General features: G+C 69.8%; 10 protein-coding genes. 2 read left to right on the top strand and 8 right to left on the bottom strand.

Going from position 1 to position 23,086, the window contains the following annotated elements:
• Positions 1 to 130: 130 nt before the first annotated feature.
• Positions 131 to 1,714 carry an alpha-amylase family glycosyl hydrolase gene (locus tag BM228_RS17120; protein WP_092042567.1) on the top strand — a complete coding sequence of 528 codons (1,584 nt, stop codon included), beginning with the start codon at positions 131 to 133 and terminating at the stop codon, positions 1,712 to 1,714.
• Between the two features lie 212 nt (positions 1,715 to 1,926).
• Positions 1,927 to 3,468 carry a glycogen synthase GlgA gene (gene glgA, locus BM228_RS17125; protein WP_092042568.1) on the top strand — a complete coding sequence of 514 codons (1,542 nt, stop codon included), beginning with the start codon at positions 1,927 to 1,929 and terminating at the stop codon, positions 3,466 to 3,468.
• 145 nt (positions 3,469 to 3,613) lie between these two features.
• On the opposite strand, the gene glgB is transcribed toward glgA, so the two are convergent.
• The 8 genes from glgB to glgX form a co-directional block, all read right to left on the bottom strand.
• Positions 3,614 to 5,899: a 1,4-alpha-glucan branching protein GlgB gene (gene glgB / locus BM228_RS17130; protein ID WP_092042570.1), complete on the bottom strand. Its 2,286-nt coding sequence runs from the start codon at positions 5,897 to 5,899 to the stop codon at positions 3,614 to 3,616.
• Complete coding sequence (gene treS, locus BM228_RS17135) at positions 5,896 to 9,174, bottom strand: maltose alpha-D-glucosyltransferase (protein WP_092042571.1); 3,279 nt, start codon at positions 9,172 to 9,174, stop codon at positions 5,896 to 5,898. The genes glgB and treS overlap by 4 nt, the downstream gene beginning before the upstream one ends.
• Positions 9,175 to 9,320: 146 nt before the next feature.
• Complete coding sequence (locus BM228_RS17140) at positions 9,321 to 12,710, bottom strand: maltotransferase domain-containing protein (RefSeq protein ID WP_092042573.1); 3,390 nt, start codon at positions 12,708 to 12,710, stop codon at positions 9,321 to 9,323.
• A gap of 248 nt (positions 12,711 to 12,958) precedes the next feature.
• Positions 12,959 to 17,866 carry a malto-oligosyltrehalose synthase gene (locus BM228_RS17145; protein ID WP_092042574.1) on the bottom strand — a complete coding sequence of 1,636 codons (4,908 nt, stop codon included), beginning with the start codon at positions 17,864 to 17,866 and terminating at the stop codon, positions 12,959 to 12,961.
• The gene (gene treZ, locus BM228_RS17150) at positions 17,863 to 19,668 is read right to left on the bottom strand and encodes a malto-oligosyltrehalose trehalohydrolase (RefSeq protein ID WP_092042576.1); all 1,806 of its coding nucleotides are present in this window, start codon (positions 19,666 to 19,668) and stop codon (positions 17,863 to 17,865) included. The genes BM228_RS17145 and treZ overlap by 4 nt, the downstream gene beginning before the upstream one ends.
• Positions 19,669 to 19,842: 174 nt before the next feature.
• Positions 19,843 to 20,403 (bottom strand): type II toxin-antitoxin system VapC family toxin, encoded by a 561-nt coding sequence (locus BM228_RS17155; RefSeq protein WP_092042578.1) that lies wholly within the window; start codon positions 20,401 to 20,403, stop codon positions 19,843 to 19,845.
• Between the two features lie 3 nt (positions 20,404 to 20,406).
• Positions 20,407 to 20,631 carry a hypothetical protein gene (locus BM228_RS17160; protein ID WP_167367756.1) on the bottom strand — a complete coding sequence of 75 codons (225 nt, stop codon included), beginning with the start codon at positions 20,629 to 20,631 and terminating at the stop codon, positions 20,407 to 20,409.
• 176 nt (positions 20,632 to 20,807) lie between these two features.
• Entirely contained in the window at positions 20,808 to 22,928 is a 2,121-nt protein-coding gene (gene glgX, locus BM228_RS17165) for a glycogen debranching protein GlgX (RefSeq protein WP_092042581.1), read from the bottom strand.
• Between the last annotated feature and the right edge of the window lie 158 nt (positions 22,929 to 23,086).

Below are 23,086 nucleotides of genomic sequence, written 5' to 3' on the forward strand. Positions count from 1 at the left end.
AGATATGGCGCGACTACGTGACATTCTAGACACAACGATCCGCGCCGCCAGCCCGTGACGCGCGCATCTGAGCCGTCGCCAGCGCGCGGCTCAGCGGTTAACCCTGCTTCGGGGATTCGCGGGGTGCAGCATGACCGAGACCGTCTGGTGGAAGCGCGGCACCGTCTACCAGGTCTATCCCCGCTCGTTCCAGGACACGAACGGCGACGGGGTCGGCGACCTGCCCGGCATCATGGCGCGGCTGGACTACCTCGCCTGGCTCGGGGTCGACGCGGTGTGGATCTCGCCGGTCTACCCCTCGCCCATGGCGGATTTCGGCTACGACGTGGCCGATTATTGCGGCATCGACCCGCTGTTCGGCACGCTCGCCGATTTCGACGCGCTGATCGACGAGGCGCATCGGCGCAAGCTGAAGGTGATCCTCGACTTCGTGCCCAACCATTCCTCGATCGCGCATCCGTGGTTCGCGGAGAGCCGGTCGTCGCGGTCGAGCCCGAAGCGGGACTGGTACATCTGGCGCGACCCGGCCCCGGGGGGCGGCCCGCCGAACAACTGGGTGTCGAATTTCGGCGGCCCGGCCTGGACGCTGGATGAGGCCACCGGCCAGTATTACTACCACGCCTTCCTGGCCGAGCAGCCGGACCTGAACTGGCGCAACCCCGCCGTGCGGGCGGCGATGCACGACGCGCTGCGCTTCTGGCTGGAGCGCGGCGTCGACGGGTTCCGGGTCGACGTGATCTGGCACCTGATGAAGGATGCGGGATTCCGCGACAACCCGGCCAATCCCGACTACGCGCCGGGCACGCCGGAGATCAACCGCTTCACCCAGGTCTATTCCGCCGACCGCCCGGAGGTGTTCGACGTGATCGCCGGGATGCGGGCGGTGCTGCGCCAGTACGGCGAGCGGGTGCTGATCGGGGAGATCTACCTGCCGATCGAGCGGCTGGTGGCCTATTACGGCCCGGACCTCACCGGTGCCGACCTGCCATTCAATTTCCAGTTGATCCAGACCCCGTGGCGGGCCGATGCAGTCGCCGACCTGGTGGCGAATTACGAGGCGGCTTTGCCCGAGGGCGGCTGGCCGAACTGGGTGCTGGGCAACCACGACCAGCCGCGGATCGCCGCCCGGGTGGGCGAGGCCCAGGCCCGCATCGCCGCGATGCTGCTGCTCACCCTACGCGGCACCCCGACCCTCTATTACGGCGACGAGATCGGCCTCGGGCATGTGCCGATTCCGCCTGAGCGCGCCCAGGACCCCTGGGAGCGCAACGAGCCCGGCCACGGCCGCGACCCGGAGCGCACGCCGATGCAGTGGGACGAGGCCCCGCAGGCCGGTTTCTCCGATGCGGAGCCGTGGCTCCCGCTGTCGGAGGATTGGCCGATCCGCAACGTCGAAGCCCAGCGCTCGGACCCGGCCTCGATGCTGACCCTGCACCGGCGGCTCCTGGCGCTGCGGCGCGACCACGCCGCGCTGGCGGTCGGCGAATACCGGGGCCTGCCCGTCGAGGCCGAGGCGGTGTTCGCCTACGAGCGCTTCGCCGACGGCGAGAGCCTGCGCGTGGTCCTGAACTTCGGCGGCGAGTCGCAGAGCCTGCCCCTGCCCGAGGGCGATTGGACGATCCTGCTCTCGACCCTGGCCGGCCGAGCGGGCGCGCCGGCCCGCACGACGCTCGCCCTCGGACCCGACGAGGGGGTGATTCTCCGTCGAATCTGAGGCTTGCCTGCCATCTCTTGTCGCAGTGCAGCGCAGTCATCGCGCCATGGCCGAATCTGTAACCGATGCTTAAGGCTACCCCTGGCCTAAATTGTGCGTCGCAACGGAACCGTCGTGACGGAGGAGCATTGGACATGGTTGAGGCCGTGACAGCCGTGTCTGCCCGATCCTCTGCCCGACCGGGGCATCCTGCCCGGCCAGGATCGATGCCCATGCACGATGCGCTCCGCGGTGGTTCCTCGGCCGATCGGTCCTTCGGCGAGGATGGGGGCTCCGCGGCGCAGTTCACGAATCCGGCCTGGCCGGCCTCCCTGCGCCGCCGCATCCTCTATGCCACCCCGGAGATGGCTGACTTCGTGAAAACCGGCGGCCTCGGCGAGGTCTCGGCCGCCCTGCCCCGGGCCCTGGTGCCGCATTACGACATCCGCGTTCTGATCCCCGGCTACCGCCAGGTCCGCGCCGCGTTTCCCGAGATCCCGGTGGTCGCCCGGCTGGAGGGCTTCGCGGGTGTTCCGCCCTGCGACCTCGGCCTGGTCGAGGCCGCCGACGGATTGCGCATCTACGTCCTGCTGGCGCCCGAGCTCTACGAGCGTGACGGCACGCCCTACGGCGACGCCCACGGCGATTTCGGTGACAACGACCTGCGCTTCGCCCGCCTGAGCCTCGCGGCTGCGGAGATCGCCGCCGGCATCGATGCCGACTGGGCCGCCGACCTGCTGCACCTCAACGACTGGCAGGCGGCCCTCGCCCCGGCCTACCTGGCCTGGCGCGGCCGGCGCATCCCGAGCGTGCTGACGATCCACAACCTCGCCTATCAGGGCCTGTTTCCCCGCGACAGCCTGGGCCGCCTCGGCGTGCCGGACTTGGCCTTCCAGGTGGACGGCGCGGAGTTCTACGGCCAGCTCTCCTTCCTCAAGGCCGGCATCTTCTACGCCTCTCAGGTCACCACGGTGAGCGAGACTTATGCCCGCGAGATCCAGACGGCCGAGATGGGCTGCGGGCTCGACGGGCTGCTGCGCACCCGCGCCGGCCAGGGTCGGCTCGCCGGCATCCTCAACGGCATCGACGAGACCTGGGACCCGAGCACCGACCAGCACCTCGCCACCCGGTTCGAGGTCGATGACTGGAAGGGCAAGCGCGCCAATGCCGAGGCGGTGCGCCAGCAATTCGGGCTGGCGGTGTCCCGCGGCCCGCTCTTCGCTATCGTCTCGCGGCTGGTGCACCAGAAAGGCATCGACCTGAGCCTTCAGGCGGCGGAGGCGATCGTCGCCGAGGGCGGCCAGCTCGTGGTGATCGGCCAGGGCGAGGGCCGGTTCGAGCAGGCCCTGCGCGGCCTGTCCAAGCGCCATCCAGACGCGGTCGGCGTGCATGTCGGCTTCGAGGAGGCCCAGGCCAGGCGGATGTTCGCCGGCAGCGATTTTTTGCTGATGCCGTCGCGGTTCGAACCCTGCGGGCTCGCCCAGATGTACGCCCAGCGCTTCGGCTCCCTGCCGATCGTGCATCGCACCGGGGGGCTGGCCGACACGGTCGAGGACGGCGTGACGGGCTTCACCTTCCCAGAGGCTTCGGCCTCGGCCTTCGGCTCGGCGGTCCGCCGGGCCTTCGAGGCGTTCGGCCAGAAGAAGCGCCTCAACGCCATGCGCCGGCGCGCCATGGCCGCCCGGTTCGGCTGGGACCAGGCCGCCGAGAGCTATGCCGGCCTCTACGCCCGCGCCATGGGCAACAGCCCGGCGCTGCGCTGGCGCGCCGCGTAAGACCGGGTTTCCAAAGGGCTCAGCCCTTTGGCGGGGTGTCGGGGCGGAGCCCTGAAGGATCGGGCAAAGCCCGACACCAGGGCTCCGCCCTGGACCCGCGAAAAGTCACGGACCTTTCGAATCCGTGACCTTCGAGGACAAGCCTCTATCGCTCCAGCACGAAGATCATCGTCGCCAGCGGCGGCAGGGTCAGCGACAGGGACTGGGCCTGGCCGTGGCTCGCCTGGCCGTCGGTGTGGCCGCCGCCGTTGTTGCCGAGGTTCGAGCCGCCATAGACCGCCGCGTCCGAGTTGAACGCCTCGCGGTAGAAGCCCGCCTCCGGCACGCCGACGCGATAGCCCTCCCGGGGGATCGGGGTGAAGTTCGACACCACGATCGCGACTTCACCCGGATTGGCGCCCTTGCGGGCCCAGGCGATGACGCTGTTGTCCTGATCGTCGGCCACCAGCCACTGGAACCCGGTATGCTCCGCGTCGCGGCTGTAGAGCGCCGGGGTCGAGACGTAGAGCCGGTTGAGGTCCCGGACCACGTCCTTGACGCCCTTGTGCAGGGGATCGTCGAGCAGGTGCCAGTCCAGGCTGTTGTCGTGGTTCCACTCGCGCTCCTGGCCGAACTCGCCGCCCATGAACAGCAGCTTCTTGCCGGGATGCCCCCACATGAAGCCGAAATAGGCGCGCAGGTTCGCGAATTTCTGCCAGCGGTCGCCCGGCATCTTGCCGAGCAGCGAGCCCTTCCCATGCACGACCTCGTCGTGGGAGAGCGGCAGGATGAAATTCTCCGAGAAGGCGTAGAGCAGCCCGAAGGTCAGGTTGTGGTGGTGGTAGCGGCGGTGGATCGGATCCTCCGACACGTATTTCAACGTGTCGTGCATCCAGCCCATGTTCCACTTGAAGCCGAAGCCGAGGCCGCCCGTGTAGGTCGGGTGCGAGACCCCCGGCCAGGAGGTCGATTCCTCCGCCACCGTGATCGTGCCTGGGGCGTGGCTGTAGGTCGCCTCGTTGGTCTTGCGCAGGAAATCGATGGCGTCGAGGTTCTCGTTGCCGCCGTAGCGGTTCGGAATCCACTCGCCCTGACGGCGCGAATAATCGAGGTAGAGCATCGACGCCACGGCATCCACGCGCAGGCCGTCGAGGTGGTAGTGCTCCAGCCAGAACCGGGCATTGGCGGCCAGGAAGGTCGCGACCTCGGTCCGGCCGAAATTGTAGATGTAGGTGCCCCAATCCTGGTGGAAGCCCTGGCGCGGGTCGGCGTGCTCGTAGAGGTGGGTGCCGTCGAACAGGCCGAGCCCGTGGGCGTCGAGCGGGAAGTGGCCGGGCACCCAGTCGAGCATCACGCCGATGCCGGCCTCGTGGGCGGTATCGACGAAGGCGGCGAAATCCTCGGGCGTGCCGAAGCGGCTGGTCGGCGCGAACAGCGAGACCGGCTGGTAGCCCCAGGACCCGTCGAACGGGAACTCGGTGATCGGCAGCATCTCGATATGGGTGAAGCCCATATCCTTGACGTAGGGGATCAGCCGTTCGCCCAGTTCCTTGTAGGTGAGGTAGCGGTTGCCCTCCTCGGGCACCCGCGCCCAGGAGCCGAGATGGACCTCGTAGATCGAGATCGCGGCGTGGCGCGGATCCTTGGCACCGCGGGTCTTCATCCAGCCGGAATCGCGCCAGGGGAACTCCCCCGTCCCGTGGGTGACCGAGGCGGTCTCCGGCGGGTGCTGGGCGGCGAAGGCGACCGGGTCGGCCTTGAGGGGGATCAGGGCGCCGTCGGGACCGCGGATCTCGAACTTGTAGCAGGCGCCGGCCTTGAGGCCGGGCACGAACAATTCCCAGATCCCGCCATCCTGCCACAGGCGCATCGGGTGGCGCCGCCCGTCCCAGTCGTTGAAGTCGCCGACGACGCTGACCTTGCGGGCATTGGGCGCCCAGACGGCGAAGCGGAAGCCGTCGATGCCGTCGAGCTGTCCGGACTGGGCACCGAGCATCCGGTAGACCAGGTTGGTGCCGACCTCGCGCAGGGTCGCGACGTCGTATTGCTCGATGGAGGAGCCGAAGCCGTAGGGATCGAAGCGCCGCTTCTTGGTCCCGTCCCAGAACTCGACCTCAATCTCGTAGAGCGGCCGGCCCTCGCCCTCGACCTTGGCGACGTAGAAGCCTTCCGGGTGCCGCTTCTCGAACGGTACGGTGCGGTCGCTCATCACCAAGGCGGCGGCCCGCGCCTCGGGCAGGACGGCGCGCACCTCCCAGAGATTCGGGCCGACCCGGTGGGGGCCGAGCACCGAGAACGGGTCGCCGTGGTTGGCGCCCATCAGCGCCGCGATCGCGTCCGGGTGGACGCTCGGCTGCGCCGAGGCGGCTCCGGAATGCGGGACATCCGCGTTCCGCGCGCTCGCCGCTTCCGGGTCGATCCGCGGTGCGAAGGTCTCGTCGATCGCCGTCATTCGGTTTCCCCGGGCTCGTGTCCGTCCGTGTCCAGAATGGTGAGAACCCCCCGTGCGGGGATTTCGATCCAGTCCGGCCGGTTGTTGGCCTCGTAATCGACTTCGTAGAGCGCCTTGGTCAGCAGGCAGAGGCGCAGCAACCGCGCCCGCGTGGCCGGGTCGGTCACCGCCGCCCGCGTCCCCGCCACGGCCGCGTCGTAGCCGGCCAGGAACGCCGCCTCGATCATGCCGCGCCAGGCGATAGCGGCGTCCCGCGCCCGCTCCTCGGAATCGCCGAACCGGACGGTGATCTCGCGGATCACGGTCTCGGCTCCATACGCGAAGGAGCGCATCAGGCCGGCGACGTCGCGCAGGGGCATGGACTTGGCGCGCCGCTCGTCCGCCGGCCGCGAGGGCTCGCCCTCGAAGTCGACGATGATCAGGTCGCTCTCGGAGACCAGCACCTGACCGAGGTGATAGTCGCCGTGGATCCGGATCTTGTGGGCGCCCACCGCCGGCTCGGCGGTGAGCGCTTCGATCAGCGTCTCGACCTCGGCGCGCCGCCCGGCCAGCTCCGCGCAGGCGGGCTTGCCGGTATCGAGGCCGCGCTCGGCGAGACCTTTCAGCGCCCGGAAGGCCCGCTCGGCCTGGTGGCGCGCGTCCCGGGCGAGGACCGCCAGGTCGTCCTCGGCGAAGGGCTCGGCCGCGAAGGCCGGGTCGTCCGTCTCCATGGCAAAGGCGGCGTGCATCTCGGCGGTGCGCCGGCCGAGCAGGTCCGCCCAGGGGCCATGAGCCTGGAACGCTTCCTCGGGGCTGGCGGCCTCGCTCTCGGGGGTGAGCACCACGGTCTCGAAGTCCCGGCGCAGCCCCTCCAGCATCAGCGTCCAGGCGTCGCCCTGGTTCATGACGAACTTCTGGAGGACCGCCAGCGCCGTCCGCGTGCCGTCCTCGGCCACGTGTTCGAGGGTGCCGAGCAGCGCGGGCGTGTTGGAGAAACCCGCCTGCTCGGTGAGGAAGCGCCCGACCTCGATCTCGGGATGCGTCCCCGGCTGCAGACGGCGCAGGAGCTTGAGCATCATCTTCGAGCCGATGGCGATCGAGGTGTTGCTCTGCTCCGCCGACACCCGGCGGATATCGGCCACGTCCACCGTGACGTCCGGATCGAAGGCCGAGGTGGTGGAAAACACCAGCCGCCCGCTCTCCGTGGGAATCGCGGTGCCCTGGCGCATGGCGTCGATCAGGCCGGCGGCGAAGGCGTTTGAGCCGGCCGCGCCGTAGAGCAGGCCGGTGCGCGGCCCGCGGCGCACCCGCGCCACCGCGAAGGGCAGCAGCGTCTCGTCCTCGCGGCCCTCCTCGACGCCCACGGGCACGAAGTACTCCTGGGATTCGCCGTTGGCGAGCTGGACCTGCAGGCGCGGCAGCAGGAAGCGGGCGCTGCCGTCCACGTCCTTCAGGGCGGCGCAGTCGATCACCTTCACGGACCGGATCCGCGAGCCCTTGGCGCCGAACCAGCGCCGGCTCGTCAGGAACGGCGGCACCACGGTGCGCTCGAAGGCGACGCGCTCGCGGCCCGACATCAGGCTCTCGATGCCGCCGGTGAGCACCAGGGTGAACAGCTCCGGGGGCTCCTGCTGCGGGCCGATCGCGCCCGAGCGGGCGGCGCTGAGCGAGAACCAGTAGAAGCCGTAGGACGGCAGGGTCAGCAGGTAAGGCAGGTCGCCGATCGGCGGGAACTCGGTGCCGCCGGTGAGCTCGATCGGCACCGCGGTACGCAGTTCCGACAGGTCGAGCTGCACCGCCTGGGGCGCCCGCGACAGGTTGGCGACGCACAGGATCCGCTCGTCCTCGTGCTCGCGGATCCAGGCCAGGACCTTGCGGTTCGAGGGGTAGAGGAACTGGATCGTGCCGCGCCCCAGGGCGACGCTGTTGTTACGGATCGCGATCATTCGCCGGGTCCAGTTCAGCAGGCTCGTCTGCGACTGGGTCTGCGCCTCGACGTTGATCGCGTCGAAGCCGTAGATCGGGTCCTGGATCGCCGGCAGGAACAGCCGCTGCGGGTTCGCCCGGGAGAAGCCGCCGTTGCGGTCCGGGGTCCATTGCATCGGCGTGCGCACGCCGTCGCGGTCGCCGAGATAGATGTTGTCGCCCATGCCGATCTCGTCGCCGTAATAGAGTACCGGCGTGCCGGGCATCGACAGGACGAGGGACTTCATCAGCTCGATCTTGCGCCGGTCGTTCTCCAAGAGCGGTGCGAGGCGGCGGCGGATGCCGAGATTGATCCGGGCGCGGCGCTCGGCGGCGTAGAACGACCAGAGATAATCGCGTTCTTCAGCCGTCACCATTTCGAGCGTCAGCTCGTCGTGATTCCGCAAAAAGATCGCCCATTGGCAGCCCTCGGGGATCTCCGGGGTCTGGCGCATGATGTCGGTGATCGGGTGCCGATCCTCCCGGGCGATCGCCATGTACATCCGCGGCATCAGCGGGAAGTGGAACGCCATGTGGCATTCGTCGCCGTCGCCGAAATACTGGGCGGTCTCCTCGGGCCACTGATTGGCTTCCGCCAGCAGCATCCGGTCGGGATAGCTGGCATCCAGCGCCGCCCTGATCGCCTTGATGACGTCGTGGGTCTCGGACAGGTTCTCGCAGTTCGTGCCGTCGCGCTCGATCAGGTAGGGGATCGCGTCGAGCCGCAGGCCGTCGACGCCCATGTCGAGCCAGTAGCGCATCGTCGCGATGACGGCTTCCAGCACCTTCGGGTTGTCGAAGTTCAGGTCCGGCTGGTGGCTGTAGAACCGGTGCCAGAAATACTGCTTGGCGACCGGGTCCCAGGTCCAGTTCGAGGCCTCGGTGTCCAGGAAGATGATGCGCGTGTCCTTGTACGGCTCGTCGGTATCCGACCAGACGTAGAAGTCGCGCTCGGGCGAGCCGGGGGGCGCCTCGCGGGCCGCCTGGAACCAGGGATGCTGGTCGCTGGTGTGGTTGATCACGAGCTCGGTGATCACCCGCAGGCCGCGCTCGTGCGCCGCCGCCACGAAGGCCCGAAAATCCTCCATGGTCCCGTAGGACGGGTTGATGCCCTCGTAATCGGCGATGTCGTAGCCGTCGTCGCGCAGGGGCGAGGGGTAGAACGGCATCAGCCAGATCGCCGTGACGCCGAGGTCGCGGACATAGTCGAGCCGCCGGGTCAGCCCCTCGAAATCGCCGATCCCGTCGTCGTTCGAGTCGAAGAACGACTTGACGTGGATCTGGTAGATGATGGCGTCACGGTACCATTGCGGGTCGCTGCGATCGATCATCGCGTCGCTGCCTCATCGGTCGAAGGGACTGGGACCGGCGGCGGGAGCCGGCCGGGGCGCGGGCGATCGGCCGCGCGGCGCAAGTGTCGGCGACGGGCGAGCCCGTCGTCGGGATCAGGAGTCATGGTCAGGTGCCATGGGCGGCCTCAGCCCGCAACCCGCCGCGGCGCCCGAAGACGCCAGATGATGCAGGATCGCTCGGCCGGATCGAGCGCGATCCGGTGGGTCTTGCCGCGCAGCTCGAACGTGTAGCCCTGGAGCAGGTCCTCAACCTCCACGGCGCCGTCATCCGGCAGGCCGAACAGCCAGAGCGGCACCTCGTAGGTGCATTCCTGACGGTTCTTGGGATCGAGGTTGACCATGGTGAAGACGCAATTGTCGCGCTCCGGCGTCGCCTTGGCGTAGGCGATGACCTGGTCGTTGAAGGCGCCGGTGAAGACCACGTTGCGGAAGTCCCAGAGGGCGGGGTTCTCGCGCCGGATCTTGTTCAGCTTGACGATGTGCTCGCGGATGTTACCGGGCCGGTCGTAGTCCCAAGCCTTCAGCTCGTATTTTTCGGAGTTGAGATACTCTTCCTTGCCCGGATAGGGCGCCGCATCGCACAGCTCGAAGCCGTTGTAGATGCCGTAGACCGACGACAGGGTCGCGGCGAGCGTGCCGCGAATGACGAAGCCCGCGCGTCCGCTGGTCTGGAGGAAGTACGGATTGATGTCGGGCGTATTCGCAAAGAAGTTCGGGCGGTAGTACTCGCCCATCTCGCCGGCAAGCTCCAGGGCATACTCGGTGAGTTCTTGCTTGGTGTTGCGCCAAGTGAAGTAGGTGTAGCTCTGCTGGTAGCCGGCCTTGGCGAGCTTCTTCATCATCTTCGGCCGGGTGAAGGCCTCGGCCAGGAACAGCGCGTCGGGATAGCGGCCGTTCACCTCGGCGATCACCCATTCCCAGAACGGAATCGGCTTGGTGTGCGGGTTGTCGACCCGGAAGATGCGCACGCTGCGCGCGCACCAGCCGAGCAGGATGTCGCGCAATTCGATCCAGAGCGAGGGCAGGGCGCCCCCGTAGAAATGGACGTTCGAGATGTCCTCGTACTTCTTGGGCGGGTTCTCGGCGAAGCGGAGCGTCCCGTCGGGACGCCACTCGAACCATTCCGGATGGTTCTTGATCCAGGGATGGTCCGGCGAGCACTGGATCGCGAAGTCGAGGGCGATCTCCATGCCGTAAGCGTGGCTCGCCGCCACCAGCCGCTCGAAATCCTCCAGGGTTCCGAGGTCGGGATGCACGGCCTCGTGGCCGCCCTCCTCCGCGCCGACCGCGTAGACCGAGCCGACATCCCCGGGCTCGGCCTTGAGGGTGTTGTTCTTGCCCTTGCGGTTGGTCCGGCCCACCGGGTGGATCGGCGTGAAGTAGAGCACGTCGAAGCCGAGCTCGCGGATCTCGGGCAGGCGCTTGATCACGTCGTCGAAGGTGCCGTGGCGGTTCACGTCCATCGACTGGGAGCGCGGAAAGATCTCGTACCAGGCGGAGAACCGGGCCGCGAGGCGGTCGGCGATCACCGGCAGGGTCACGGGATAGCGGCTGAGATTCACCCGCTCGGCGTTCCGGCGCACGAGGCTGGCGGCCTCGGGCTGGAGGATCCGCTCGAGCTGGGCGGCCGAGCCGGTCTCCTCCGCGGCGAGCGCCGCCACCAGGGCGGCGAGCCGCTCCGCGTCGCGCCCGGCGGCCCGGCCGCGGGCCAGCGAGGCCGCGGTCTCGACCAGGGTGACGCCCTCGATGGTCTCCAGGCGGATGTCGACGCCAGCGGCGCGCTTCTTCAGGGTGTCGCGCACCCAGGAGGAGAACGGGTCGCGCCAGGCGATCAGGGTGAACTCGTAGCGGGCGTTGCGCTCCAGGGGGAATTGCCCGGCCCAGCGGTCATTGTCGACGAAGACCATCGGGTCCTCGCGCCACGCCTCGGTGCCGGCGACCCGCGACAGGATCGCGGCGTCGAGCACCTCGTGGCCGTCGGAGAAGATGTCGGCTTCGACCCGCAGGGATTCGCCGACGATGCGCTTCACCGCCGAGCGGCCGCCGTCGATCTCGGGGCTCACGGCCTCGATCACCACACGGCCCTCCCCGTCCGGCGTGTCGCGCTCGGGCAGCTGGGCGACCTGGGCGGCGCTGGCGCTGAGGATGCGCAGCTCGCCCGGCAGCAGGTCGATGGCGCTGCCGGGATGGAAGGCGATGGGCTCGGCCTCGGGGGTCCGGTCGACGAAGGGGCCGAGCATCCCGCCGGTCCGGGCGATGAGCGAGCCCGCCTCCACCGGCACCGGCTTGTCCGAGGGGTTGTAGAGCACGATCAGCGCGTGTCGCGCCGAGGCCGGATGGCCGGTGTCGAAGCGGGCCAGCGCCACGAGGTCGCTGTCGGGGGCCGAGATGCGCAGCTGCGCGCCCTCGACATTGGCGGCCGGCAGCTCGGCCCGCAGGGCGTTGATCGCCCGGATCGAGGCGGAGATGTCGATGCCGGTGTCGTTCTCCCGGTCGCGCGGGGTGGTCTCGACCACGTGCAGCGCCCGCCGGTAGCCCCATTCGTAGCCGATCGGCATCAGCACGCCGGCCGAGAAGAAGGCGGCCAGCGCGTAGCGGGTGCGCAGGTGCCGCGCCACCGCCTCGGGACCGCCGCCGATCTCGGCGGCTAGGCGCTGCATGTCGTGGTTTTCCGGGAAGGCGATCGAGGGCGCCAGCACCCGCAGGCGGTCATACTGTTCCAGAGCCCAGGGCTTCTTCAGGTCCCACCACGCGAAGGAGTTGAACAGGTAGTCGAAGCCGGCGCCGGCCGTGGCCTTCGCCTCCTCGAAGGTGCAGCCCAGGGTCTCGGCGGCGAACAGGCAGGCGGGATCGCGGCCCTTGGCCTCGCCGATCAGGACCCGCCAGGTCTCCGGCGGGACCTTGTAGGCGGCATCGCACCGGAAGCCGGCGACGCCGAGTTCTTGGAGCCGGGCGACGTAGGCGCCCCAGATCCGGGTCAGCTCGTCCCGGGCGGCGGGCGTGTGATAGTCGAGCTCGGCCAGGTCGCCCCAGACAGTGCGGATCGTGGGATCGTCCGGGTCCACCGCGGCCGGATGCATGATCGAGCCGTCGGGCTCCTTCATGAACAGGTCGGGCCGCTCCACCGCGAGCCGGGCGTTGTCGGCGGTGTGGTTGATCACGAGGTCGCTCATCACCGACAGGCCGGCCGCCCGGGCGGCGGCGCAGAAGCGGCGGATCTGCTCGTCGTCCGGCGTGCCGTCCTGGTCCCGGAACCGCTCGTCGAGCCGCTCGGGATCGGCCACGGCGTAGAGGCTGCGCGAGCCGCCGGTCTGGTGGAACGGGTTCAGGTAGATCCAGTCGAAGCCGAGCGATGCGATCCGGGGCAATTCGGCCGCCCAGTCGGACACCCGCCCGACCAGGAGCGGGAACAGGTTGTAGATCCGGGGCCCCTCGGCGCGGGGCGCCAGGGACGCGGGCAGGACGGCTCCGGTCGTCGCGGCGGCGGTGGCAGCGGCGGTGGTCGGTGCGTTCATGCTGGCCTCTGGCTCCTGATCCATGTGTCGTAACGCCCGAACCGCACGGGCGTGCCTTGCGTGGGACGGCGCGGATGGTCAGGTCCGCGCCACCCGCCTCTCAGCAGATTCGCATGACAGGGCCGCGAGGGGCCTGCCAAAGCGACCGGCGTCATTGCGAGCGAAGCGAAGCAACCCAGGGCAGCGCGCGTCCCCAGATCGTCGCGTCTCTCTGGGTTGCTTCGCTCCGCTCGCAATGACGGAGAGGATCACCCCTCCCGCCGCAGGACCGCGTAGGGCAGGTCGCGCAGGAGCTGGCCGAGATCGACCCCCTCCCCTCCGGTCTCTACGATCTGCCCCGAGACGATGTCGCGCCAGGTTGTGCCCGCCCCGAGATCGACCCGGGTGCCGGCGAAGGCCTCGCCGGACCAGATTGCCTCGCCGAGGATGGTGGCGAACAGGCGCGGCACCGCCACGAACAGGTCGCCGCCCTCCTCGCCGGGATCGGTCCGCAGGTAGGCGATCACGTGGGCCGCCCGGGCGCCCTTGGCCTCCACCGGCTCGTAGGCCGCGCTGGCGTAGAAGGCCGGGCGCTCGGCCCGCTCGGCGAGCAGCCGCGCCAGGGTCGCCTGCTTGACCCGTCCGTCCGGCCAGTGCGGCAGCAGGTCGGCCGGCGCGCCGCCCTGCTCCAGCATCCGCTCAAGGGCCGGGTAATCCACCGGGCGGCGGTTGTCGGGATCGACGAAGGAGAAGTCCCAGATTTCCGTGCCCTGGTAGGTGTCGGGCAGGCCCGGCAGGGTGCATTTCAGCACCGTCCGGCCCAGCCCCGCGAGCATGCCGAGATGGGCGAGTCGCCGGGCGAAGGGGCGCAACTCGCGCAGGAAGTCCGAGCCCGGGGCGATCAGCGCGGAAAACAGCTTCTTGACCGCGCCCTCGTAGACCTCGTCGACATTGACCCAGCTCGACCGGCGCTTGCCCTCGCGCATGGCCTTCTCGCCATAGGCGATCAGCCGATCGCGAAAATCCGCGATCGCGGCCGTCTCGTCCTGCTCCAAAAGCTCCAGCGGCCAGGCGCCGAGGATCGCCTGGAAGAACATCCACTGGTCGTTGGCGTCCGGGGCCGGCTCGCCGTCGATCCGGGCAAGGTGCGGCCCGGCGGTGCGCTGCCACAGGTCCCAGGCGCCGGCCCAGCCCTCCGGGATCTCCGAGAGGGCGAGCAGCCGGGTCCGGGCATCCTCGCCGCGCTTGGTATCGTGGGTCGCCGTGGTGATCATGGCGTTCGGCCAGTCCCGGGCGCGGGCGATCTGCAGGTCGTGGAAATGCTCGGCGTCGATGCCGTACTCGCCGGGATCGCCGCCGACCTCGTTGAGGCCGAGCAGGCAGGCATACCTGTAGAACAGCGTGTCCTCCAGGCTCTTGGCCATGACCGGGCCGGTGAGCTGCTGGAACCGGCGGCGGAAGCGCAGGACCACTCGCGGGTCCGGGCGGCCCGGTCCCGTGGTCTCGATCCGCCCGAGCAGCACGTCGGCGGCGAAGTCGTGCACCGAGCGGTCGGGCAGGCCCGACCAGCGCTTGGCCTTGGCGACCGCGCCCTCGATCAGCCGTACGTCCTCCGGCTCGACCTCGCCCTCCTCCAGCTCCGGCGGCAGATAGCTGCGATAGGTCGGGAAGCGGGCGATGATCTCGATCAGGGCTCGGCGGAGCGCGTTGACGGTGAAGTCGCGGGTGCGACGGTCGGCATCGGCCACCTCCTTGAGGTCGGTGGTCAGCACCTCCAGCTCGCTGGCGAAGCTGATCTCCAGGATCTCGGCCTTGGCGGCGCGGAGCTGGAACCCGTAGGGCTCGTCGAAGCCCGAGGCCCACTCATAGAGGCGCCGGACCTTCCCCTGGCGCTCCTTGTCCACCAGGATGCCGTCGAGCTGGTTGAGCACGTCGTAGCCCGTGGTCCCGGCCACCGGCCAGGGCCGCAGCCGCTCGCCGGGCTCCAGGATTTTTTCGACGACGACGTAGAAGCCCGGCCCGACCGCCGCCTGGAGCGCGCGCGCGTAACCCAGCGGGTCGGCGAGCCCGTCGATATGGTCGATGCGCAACCCGTCGATCCGGCCCTCGCGGATGTGCCGGAACACGGTCTCGTGCGAGCGGTGGAAGATGTCGGACAACTCCACCCGCAGGCCGGCGAGTGAGTTCACGTCGAAGAACCGGCGGTAATTGATGTCACTCGACGCCACCCGCCAATGGGCCAGCCGGTAGGCCTGGGATTCCAGCAGCCGGTGCAGCGGCCCGAAGCTGTCCGGGCGGCCCTTGAAGCCGTTGAGCAGCGCCAGGGTGCTGGCGGTGGCCTCCTGGATCAGTGGCGAGACGCCGTAGATCTCGGCGAGCCGGCGCTTGAGCCCCTCGGCCTCCTCGGGGAAGCTTTTCCGGCGGGTCTCGTCGGTGTCGATCGACATGGCGCGCAGGCGCTCGGAGATGGCGAGCAGCTCCGCGGTGGTGTCGTCGTCCACCGCGCCGATGGCGGCGATCACCCGGTTGAGGATGGTCGGGTAGCTCAGGGGGCGGATCGGCAGCTGGTGCTCGTAGTGCCAGACGCTGAAGGCGCCGGTCTCGGGATCGAACTTCAGCTCCAGGGTGCCCTTTTCCAGGGCCTCGCCGTAGCGGTCGCCCAGGAACGGGATCACCAGGTTGCGGCCGGCGCCGAGGCGCTGCCAGTCGATGTCGAACGCGTCCGCGAAGGGCGACAGGGAGCCCCATTCGAGCACCGAGAGCCACCACGGGTTATCGGAGCCGCCGACGCCCATGTGGTTGGGCACGATGTCGAGGAGCAGCTTCAGCCCGTGCCCGTGCAGGGTCTCGGAGAGCCTGACGAAGTCGGCCTCGCCGCCGAGCTCTGGATTGATCGCGCCGTGATCGACGATGTCGTAGCCGTGGGTCGAGCCGGGTCGCGCCTTCTGGAGCGGTGAGGCGTAGACGTGGCTGATCCCGAGCTTTTTCAGATACGGGACGATCCGTTCGGCGTCCGCGAAGGTGAAGTCCTTGTGGAATTGCAGCCGGTAGGTCGATTGCGGCGGAGGCGCCGCCAGCCGGGCTGAGCCGGAGCGCGGCCCCCGCGACTCGGCCGAGAGCGAGGCCGCCAGCTTGGCCAGCGGGCCGCCGGGGGCGGCGATCTCGACGAGATCCCGGTCGAGCTTGCGCCGCCAGTTCGGGTAGCCCTCGGTGGAGCCCGGCACGTTGGCCTGGGCGAGCTCGGAGACCACGTCCTCGTACTGCACGGCGGTCAGCATCGAGGGGGCGCGGGCGAGGTAGCGGGCGGCGGCCTCGAACGGCGCGGCCTCGGGGGGCTCGGCCGACGGCAGAAGCTGCTCGGCCGCCAGCGCCTCGGTGAGGCGGCGGCGCTCGACCACGCGCTCGTTGCGCTCGGCCTCGGCGCGCTCGTGATCGTAGAGGCCCAGTGACTGGCGGGTGTCGGTGTCGACCCCGCGCCACCAGCCGACGAAGGTCGGCAGATCGTGGGTGGTAATGGCGGTGAGCGCGTCGCGCGGATAGGCGGAGGGGGCCTTGAACCGGCCGTCCCCTTCCCGCTCGAAGGCGAGGATCCGGTAGCTGAGCACGCCGGCCCGCATCAGGGCGTCGGAAAAACCCTCGGGCGCGGTGCCGAGATCCTCGGCGATGACCAGGCACTTGTTGCGGTGGCTCTCCAGCCGCAGCACCGCCAGCATCGGCTCGAACGGCATCGCCACGTAGGCGCCGGCATGGGCGCCCGCCCCCAGCGGGATCAGGAACAGCCGGGCGAGCTGGAAGGCGTGGTCGATCCGGATCGCGCCGGCATGGCGCATGTTGGCCTGAACCAGGGCGCGGAAGGCTGCGAGGCCGTCCCGCTCCATCTCCAGAGGGTCGAAGGCGGGCAGGCCCCAGTTCTGGCCCTTGGGGGCCAAGAGGTCCGGGGGCGCGCCGATCGAGACCCGGTCGGCGAAACGCTCGGGATGCGACCAGATCTCGGAGCCGCCGCGGTCGGCGCCCACCGCCAGGTCGCGGTAGAGCCCGACCCGCATGCCAGCCGTGAGCGCCGCCGCCGAGGCCGCGGCGAGCTGGCGGTCGGCGAGGTATTGCAGCCAGGCGTGGTAGGCGACCGCCTCGGCCTTCTCGGCCGCGAAGGCCACGACGGCGTCCGTGCCGGCGCGGCGGTATTCCTCGGGCCAGTCGCCGAGCCAATGGGCGCCCTGCTGCCGGAAATGCTCGGACAAGGCCTCGAACACCGCGTGGGCGGCGAGGTCCGGGCCGCCCTCCTGGCGGAAGCGCTCGAATTCGGCATCGGTACCGGCCCGGGCCGGGGAGTCCAGCCAAAGGGCGCGCAGCACCGGGTCGAGCACGTCGGCCACGCCCTGGTGATCGACAAGGGCCGCCTCGCGGAGCGCCGTGATCGCGTCGGCGCGGTCGGCCAAGAGCGCCTCGGCCCGGGAGCCGGCGAGCCCTGGCAAGCTGCGCGGCGCGATGAACAGGGTCTCGAGGAACAGCCGCGAGGACGGCGAATAGGGCGAGATCTTGGTCCGGTCGGAGCCGAACAGGGCGTGGACCGGGCTGAGCCCCAGGAACGCCGCCCCGCGTAACGCCGCCTCGCGGGCGGCCTCGCCGGCATCCGCGTAGGTGCCGATGCCGATATTGGTGGCCGAGCGCAGGCCGTAGAGCTGGGCGGCCAGGCCCCAATCGGAGGCGCCCTCCTCCGTGTAAGGCCTTGGGCGCCAGCAGCGCTGGGGCGCGGCGATCACCCAGGACTCGGCCCGGATCCGGCCGGCCTGGACGGTGAGGCGATGGTAGCCCGGGGTCAGGGGCGGCAGCTCGAAACCCGGCTCCGGACCCTGCGGGTTGGCCCGGCCCTCGCGGGCGGCGCCGCGCTCGTCCACGAGGCGCCAGACCAGGGTGTGCGGGGCACCGTCTTCGACGCGCACCGGCACCCGGGCGGCGCGGCGCGCCTCCACGGGCAGGAGCGGCGGCACCAGGCCCCGGCGCAGGGCCTCGACCTGAGCGAGGCTCTGCGCCACGCCGGCCTCGTCCTCCACCGCGAAGCCGAGGGCCGCCAGCAGGCCGCGCCGCACTTCCAGGGAGGTCTCCACCGGCTGGCCGAAAGCGTCGGTATAGCCGGCGGCGACGCCGACGAGGTCGGCGAGCTTTTCGAGGGCGCTCACGAGCGGGGCTCCGTCAGGAACAGGCCGGTCCAGGACGGCAGGTCCCGTCCGGTCTTATCAGGGGCGTTGGTCCAGACCACCCGGGCACCGCCCGGATCCACCGCGAAGGCCGCGTCGCCGACATTGGCAACGAACCGCAGGGTGCCGGCGCCGAACCGCCAAGTGCAATCGACCACGTCGGATCGCGGCAGGGTCGCGGCGGCGCCCTGGTAGCCGGACTTCGCCAGCGGCACGACCACGTCCCGGCGAAGGCCGAGGAGCCGCGTCGTCTCGGCCAGCACCTCCCGGTGCGGCGCGCGCTCGCGCTCGGACCAGTCGAGCTTCGAGGCCTCGAAGGTCTCGCGCTCGGTGGGATCCGGGATCTTCGAGGTGTCGTCGGCGAAGGCCGCAAAACTCTTGAACTCCCGGCGGCGGCCGTCGCGCACCGCCTTGTTCAATTCCTCATCCGGGGCGAAGTCGACGAAGAACAGGAACGGCGTCGAAGCCGACCATTCCTCGCCCATCCAGAGCATCGGGATCTGCGGCGCCAGCAGAAAACCGGCCCGGGCGAGATCGAGCTTTTTGGGATCCGCCAGATGGCTCAGCCGCTCGCCGAGCGCCCGGTTGCCGACCTGGTCGTGGTTCTGCAGGAAGGTCACGAAGGAAGAGGGCGGCAGGTGGCCCGAGGGCTCGCCGCGCGGATGGTTGTCCAGCGTCGAGAACGGCTCGCCCTGATACGCGAAGCCCTCCGCCAGGCAGCGGGCTAAGTGTTCGACTGGTTTGTCGGCAAAGCTTTGATAATAGCCGGCCTCCTCGCCGGTGAGCAGCACGTGCCAGCAATGGTGCAGGTCGTCGGCCCATTGCGCGTCATGCATCTTCGGCCGCCCGGCGGCGTCGCGCTCCAGCCAGCGCGCCTGGTTGGCCTCGTTCTCCAGCATCAGGTGGATCTGCCGGTCCGGAAAGGTCTGCCGGACCGTCTCGCCGAGCTCGGCCAGGAAGTGGCGGGGTGAATCGTCGAGGATCGCGTGGACGGCGTCGAAGCGCAGGCCGTCGAAATGGTATTCCTCCAGCCAGTACAGGGTGTTCTGGATGAAGAACTGCCGCACGGTGGCGCCGCTCTCCTTGCCGTCGAAATTGATGCCCGCGCCCCACGGCGTCTGGTGACGCTCGGTGAAGAAGGTCTTGGCGTAGGCGTGGAGGTAATTCCCGGCCGGCCCGAAATGGTTGTAGACCGCGTCGAGATAGACCATCAGCCCGAGCTCGTGGGCGGCGTCGATCAGGCGCTTGAGGTCGTCCGGGCGGCCATAGGCGCCGTCGGGGGCGTAGGGCAGGACGCCGTCATAGCCCCAGTTGCGCGAGCCCTTGAAGTCGGCGAGCGGCAGCAGCTCGATCGCGGTGACGCCGAGCGCCTTGAGATCGGGCAGGCGCGCCTGCAGGCCGGCATAGGTGCCCTCCGGGGTCGCGGTGCCGACATGGCACTCGTAGATCACCGCCTCCTCGAACGGCCGCCCGGTCCAGGCCTCGTCGGACCACGCGAAGGCGCGGGCATCGACCACCTCGCTCAGGCCCGAAACGTCGTCCGGCTGGAAGCGCGAGGCGGGGTCCGGCACCACGAGGTCGCCGTCGATCCGGAAGCCGTAGCGGGCGCCGGGCTTCACCCCGGGCAGGGCGGTGCGCCGCCAGCCGCCGCCGGATTCGGGCAGCGGATGGGCGATGCCGTCGACGACGAGCTCGACGCTCTTGGCGGTCGGCGCCCAGAGGGCGAAGCGCACGCCGCCCTCCACCATCTCGGCTCCGAAATCCATGCTGTGGGCGCGCCGCATCGGGCCACAATCCTCGTCGTTGGCCGTGCGCCCTGGGGGACAAGCGCGGCAGGGCTCGTTGTCGTGGGAGAAGGCCCCGGGTTCGATCCGGTTCCCGCAGCGCAGCCATGGCGGCGTGATGAGACGACAACCGTGCGAAAAATGGCGCGGGGGTCGAGGTGATCGCCGATCGAATCAGGTTCGATAGAACAGGACTTGGCCGTCCGGGCGAATCTGCAGCAGCGCGTCGAAGTCCCGCAGATTGCGCGTCAGCACGCAGAAGCCGAGCTTGAGCGCCTGCAGGAACAGGACACAATCATGGAGTGCGCCCATGCGGTCGTCCTTTGCATAGCCCTGGATCCGGCAGAGCATGCCCGCATAGACGGCGGCGCTTCCCAGGATCTCGGCGTCGGGCGTGAAGATCCGGTGCGCCGGCATGGCGTCGATCGCGGTTCCGATCGCCGCGACGGCCTGGGCGCTGCGAGGGTCCCTGGGATCGAGGACCCCCACCGTGTGCATCAACTCCTGGATGGCCACGGTGCTGTGGTTCACGATCCGGATGCCGAGGAGGTCTTCGACCAGGGGCGGTGCCCTCCCCTGCATCTGGTCGATGTAGACGCAGGTATCGAGCAAAAGCGGGCGCCCCGCCTGCGCCTGCGCGTCCAGGAAGGGCAAAGCGGTATCGTCCCGGCGCTGCAACGCCGTCTTCGGTCCCTGCCGACGCAGCCGTTCCGCGGCCTTGAAGGTGAAGACCACGCGCTAGAAGCTCAGGTCGAGTTCCGGGTCGACCGATGCCCGCAGCGTGCGGAATACGTCCGCGAAGCCATCCTCAATGGCGATGTTGGCGAGCGCGAACTCGATCAGCGCGGTATCGGAGTGAAGCCCAGTCCGGGCCTTGGCGCGTTCGATCAATTCGGGCGCGACGCGTCCAGAGATCCGGCTAGCCTTGCCCCGGGTCAGGCCGCTTGCCTGCGCGCGGGCCATGACGGCGGTGACGGAAGGGGCCAGGGATGTCTCAATCCCTGAGGCCTGCCTCGGCTGCGAACGATCTCCAGCCATGGCGATGCTCCGACGATGTTCAACAAATCGTATGATCAGGCAACATAACGCGCCGGACCCCCCGAGCGCAATCATCTCATCTCGCTTCGACCGGCGCGCTCTCAACCCGTCGGCACCCACCCGCTCCGCGCGCCGACGCCCGCTGCGGTGAGCACCAGGACCGAGCGGCCGGGCAGCGGCACCGCGTCGTCCGGCCCGTAGGACGGGGCGCCCGGCGGAGCCGTGCCGGTGGCCTCGCCGGTGTCGAAGACCGGCTGCCAGGGGCCGCCGATCACCGGGGCGAGGCGGAAGTCGAGGGCCTCCACTCCGGCATTGAACAGGAGCAGCAGGCGGTCGCCGGCCCCGTCATTGCCGATCTGCATGCCGAACACCTGGAGGCCGTCATCGGCCCAATGGCGGTTCTCCATCTCGGTGCCCTCGGGGGCGAGCCAGTGCACGTCCCGCAAGGGGGCGTCCGGGCCGATCGGGGCGCCGGTGAAGAAGCTGCGCCGCCGCAGGGCCGGTTGCGCCCGGCGCAGGGCCAGGAGGTTCGCCACGAACGCGGCGAGCTTCGGGTCCGGGTCGCTGGACCAGTCCATCCAGCTCGTCGGATTGTCCTGGGCATAGGCGTTGTTGTTGCCCCCCTGGCTGCGGGAGCGCTCGTCGCCCATCAGCAGCATCGGCACGCCCTGGGCCAGCATCACCGTGGCCAGCATGTTGCGCTTCTGGCGGGCGCGGATGCTCAGGATGCCCACGTCGTCGGTGTCGCCCTCGAAGCCGTAATTGCAGCTAACATTGTGGTTGTGGCCGTCGCGGTTGTCCTCGCCGTTGGCCGCGTTGTGCTTCTGCTCGTAGGCCACCGTGTCGGCCAGGGTGTAGCCGTCGTGGCTGGCGATGAAGTTGACGCTGGCCAGCGGCGAGCGCCGGGACGGGGCGAAGACCTCGCGCGAGCCGGTCAGCCCCTGGGTCAGCTTCGCCAGGGTGCCGGAATCGCCCTTCCAGAAGCCGCGGGCGGCGTCGCGGAACTTGTCGTTCCACTCGCTCCAGCCGCGCGGGTAGCCGCCGAGCTGGTAGCCCCCCTCCCCGATATCCCAGGGCTCGGCCACCATCTTGACCCGGGCGAGGACCGGATCCTGCGCCACCGCCTGGAAGAAGGCCGCCTGCGGGGTGAACGCCAGGGGCGATCGCCCGAGGCTCGATGCGAGGTCGAACCGGAAGCCGGCGATGCCGTAGGCGGTGACCCAGTGGCGCAGGGAATCCAGCACCAGCTGCATCACCCGCGGGTGGCTCACGTCGAAGGTGTTGCCGCAGCCGGTGCAATCGATCGTGCGGCGCCGGTCCGCGGGGTCGAGCTTGTAGTAGCTGGCATTGTCGATGCCGCGGAACGACAGGGTCGGGCCGCTGTGGTCGCCCTCGGCGGTGTGGTTGTAGACCACGTCGAGCCAGGTCTCGATCCCGGCGGCGTTGAGCTCGCGGATCGCGGCCTTGAGGCCGCCGAGACCGCCCTCCCCGAGATAGCGCGGGTCCGGGGCGAAGTAGTTCAGGGGCTGATAGCCCCAGAAATTGACGAGCCCCTTCTCGACCAGAAAGCGGTCGTCCGCGAAGGCCTGGATCGGCAGCAGCTCCAGGGCGGTGATGCCGAGCTTGACCAGGTGCTCGATGATCGCCGGGTGGGCGAGCGCCGCGTAGGTGCCGCGTTCGGCCTCGGGGATGTCGGGATGGGTGCGGGTCAGCGCCTTGACGTGGGCCTCGTAGATGACCGTCTCGGTGAGCGGCCGGCGCACGGGGGCGAGGGCGAGGTCGGGCACCTCGGGGGCGGTGACAACGCCCTTGGGCATGTAGACCGCGCTGTCGCGCCGGTCGATCCGGTCCTCCCGGCGGTTGTCGCCGGCCCGGCGATGGCCGTAGAGCGCGTCGTGCCAGCGGATCCGGCCGCGGATCTCCCTTGCATAGGGGTCGAGCACCAGCTTCGAGGCGTTGAACCGGTGGCCGTTCGCCGGGTCCCAGGGCCCGTGCACCCGGTAGCCGTAGAGTTGGCCCGGCAGCACCCCGCGCAGGTAGCCGTGCCAGACGTCGTCGGTGCGGCAGGGCAGCCGGACCGTGCGGGTCTCGTGCCGTTCCCCCGGCTCGAACAGGCAGATGTCCACCGCGGTGGCGTGCTCGGAGAACAGGGCGAAGTTCACCCCGCGCCCATCGAAATGCGCGCCCAGCGGCGCCGGCACCCCGTCATCGACGGCGATCATGGGCAGGGTCCGGTTTTTTGGGAGTTGGGGCGATGGGCGTGCCGGTGGCGGCGGGCGAGATTGACCACCGGGCCCGGCAAGGCGCTTGGAACAACGTCGTCGGCCGGATGCGGCTCGGGTCCCCTCTCCCGTGCGGAAGTGGGACAGGGTGAGGGGCG

Origin of the sequence: Methylobacterium pseudosasicola (genome assembly GCF_900114535.1) — a bacterium.
In the GTDB taxonomy this organism is placed as follows: domain Bacteria; phylum Pseudomonadota; class Alphaproteobacteria; order Rhizobiales; family Beijerinckiaceae; genus Methylobacterium; species Methylobacterium pseudosasicola.